General features: G+C 65.7%; 1 protein-coding gene and 1 pseudogene. Both read left to right on the top strand.

Annotation, left to right across the window (positions count from 1 at the left end; genetic code table 11):
- Positions 1-581, top strand: a pseudogene (locus ACIQ42_RS17695) (adenosine deaminase); the annotation flags it as partial.
- Between the two features lie 81 nt (positions 582-662).
- Positions 663-2,878, top strand: a 2,216-nt coding sequence (uvrB, locus tag ACIQ42_RS17690) for an excinuclease ABC subunit UvrB (protein ID WP_397423545.1), incomplete at its 3' end; no start/stop codon positions are given.

Raw genomic sequence — 2,878 nt, 5'->3', positions numbered from 1 at the left:
TGGCGCTACACGCCGGCGAGGTCACTCTGGCCATCGTGACGCCCGACGATCTGCGCGACCACGTCACCAAGGCCGTGCGCGTGGCGGGCGCGCGGCGGATCGGCCATGGCGTGGGGCTTCCGGCCGAGACCGACGCGGTGGCCGTCGCCGCCGAGATGGCCGCGAAAGGCATACTGATCGAGGTGAACCCGATCTCGAACCGCGTCATTCTTGAGGTCGAACCCGAGGACCACCCCTTCACCTGGTTCCGGCAGAACGGCGTGCCGGTCAGCCTCTCCACCGATGACTCCGGCATCCTGCGCAGCGATCTCTCCGGTGATTATGCGCTGGCGCTGAAGATGGGCGCCACCTACGCCGACCTGAAGACCTCGGCTCGCAACGCCATCGCCTTCGGCTTCCTGAGCGGCGAGGGCCTCTGGCAGGACCCCAACGTCTATCGCAAGCCCGCCCGCGCCTGCGCCGGCCAGATCGGAGGCGCCGAACCCCGGGGCGCCTGCGCCGATCTTGTGGCCGGCAGCGACAAGGCCCGCGAACAGTGGCGCCATGAACGTCTGCTCAAGGCGTTCGAAGCGGCAAGATAGGAGGCCATGCTGACAGACGGCTGTCAGTAGCCCTGTGCGCAGATGTGGCGATCATCGCCCGGAGCGCCTAAGTTGGACCTCATGCCCCGCTCCGCCGAACCCGCGGGCGTCTCGGATATGTCCGCGACGTTCGACTATGACGAAAACACCATGCCCATGCTCTGGAAGCCGCACCGCCCGGTGCGCCCGGAGAAGAGCGAGGGCGGGCGCAAATTCAAGCTGGTGTCGGCCTATGATCCCGCCGGCGACCAGCCGACCGCGATCCGGGAACTGGTGGGCGGCATCGACGGCGGCGAGCGCGATCAGGTGCTGCTTGGGGTTACGGGCTCCGGCAAGACCTTCACCATGGCCAAGATCATCGAGGAGACCCAGCGTCCGGCCCTGATCCTGGCGCCCAACAAGACGCTCGCGGCCCAGCTCTACAGCGAATTCAAGAGCTTCTTCCCCGAGAACGCCGTCGAGTTCTTCGTCTCCTACTACGACTACTACCAGCCCGAGGCCTACGTCCCGCGGACCGACACCTACATCGAGAAGGACTCATCCATCAACGAACAGATCGACCGGATGCGTCACTCGGCCACCCGCGCGATCCTGGAGCGAGACGACGTGATCGTCGTGGCCTCGGTCTCCTGCATCTACGGCATCGGCTCGGTGGAGACCTATTCGGCCATGACCTTCTCGCTGAAGCCGGGCGACCGGATCGACGAGAAGAAGCTGATGGGGGACCTGGTGGCCCTTCAGTACAAGCGCAACGACGCCGCCTTCGAACGCGGCACGTTCCGCCGTCGCGGCGACACCCTGGAAATCTATCCGGCCCACTACGAGGACCGCGCCTGGCGAATCAGCCTGTTCGGAGACGAGATCGAGTCCATCACCGAGTTCGATCCGCTCACCGGCAAGAAGTCCGGCGATCTCGAAGGTGTGAAGATCTACGCCAACAGCCACTATGTGACGCCGCGTCCGACGCTCCGGCAGGCGGTCAACCTGATCAAGTCCGAGCTCAAGGAACGGCTCGACTGGATGGTGGCCAACGGCAAGCTGCTGGAGGCCCAGCGGCTGGAACAGCGCACCACCTTCGACATCGAGATGATCGAGGCCACCGGCTCCTGCGCCGGCATCGAGAACTACAGCCGCTACCTCACAGGCCGCCGCGAGGGCGAGCCGCCGCCGACCTTCTTCGAATACATCCCCGACAACGCCCTGCTTTTCGTCGACGAAAGCCATCAGACCGTGCCGCAGATCGGCGGCATGTACCGGGGCGACTACCGGCGCAAGTTCACCCTCGCCGAATACGGCTTTCGCCTGCCGTCCTGCATCGACAACCGCCCGCTGAAGTTCGAGGAATTCGACGCCATGCGGCCGGACAGCGTGTTCGTGTCCGCCACCCCCGGTCCGTGGGAGATGGAACGCACCGGCGGGGTCTTCGCCGAGCAGGTGATCCGTCCCACCGGCCTGATCGACCCGCCGGTTGAGATCAAGCCGGTCCACAAGGACGGCTTCAGCCAGGTAGATGACGTGATCGATCAGGTCCGTCAGGTGGCCGCCCAGGGCTACCGCGCCCTGGTCACCGTCCTCACCAAGAAAATGGCCGAGGATCTGACCGAATACATGCACGAGCAGGGCCTGCGGGTCCGCTACATGCACTCCGACGTCGACACCCTGGAGCGGATCGAGATCATCCGGGACCTGCGGCTCGGCGCCTTCGATTGCCTGGTCGGCATCAACCTACTGCGCGAAGGCCTGGATATCCCCGAATGCGGGCTGGTGGCGATCCTCGACGCCGACAAGGAAGGCTTCCTGCGTTCGGAGACTTCATTGATCCAGACAATCGGGCGCGCGGCCCGGAACGTCGACGGCCGGGTGATCCTCTACGCCGACCGCATGACCGGCTCCATGGAACGTGCCATGGCCGAGACCGCGCGCCGCCGCGAGAAGCAGGAAGCCTATAACCTGCAGCACGGCATCACCCCGGCCAGCATCAAGTCGTCCATCAAGGACATTCTCGCCAGCCCCTACGAGAAGGACCGCGTCACCGTGCCGGTGGGCGTCGCCGAGGACGGCAAGCCCTTCATGGGCGACAACTTCAAGACGACGCTCAAGGACCTGGAAGCCCGCATGCGCGAGGCCGCCGCCAACCTGGAGTTCGAAACCGCCGGCCGCCTGCGCGACGAGATCAAGCGTCTGAAGATGCTGGACCTGGAATTCGCCAATGAGATGCTGACGCCGCAGGGCGAGACGGCGGATCGCGGCGCGGTGAAGCGGGTCAAGGCCGAGGCGCGGGCCGAGGCGGCTGAGCG

The sequence above is a fragment of the Phenylobacterium sp. genome, from assembly GCF_044372605.1.
Classification (GTDB): Bacteria; Pseudomonadota; Alphaproteobacteria; order Caulobacterales; family Caulobacteraceae; genus Phenylobacterium.
This window is presented reverse-complemented; position numbering and strand designations above follow the sequence as displayed.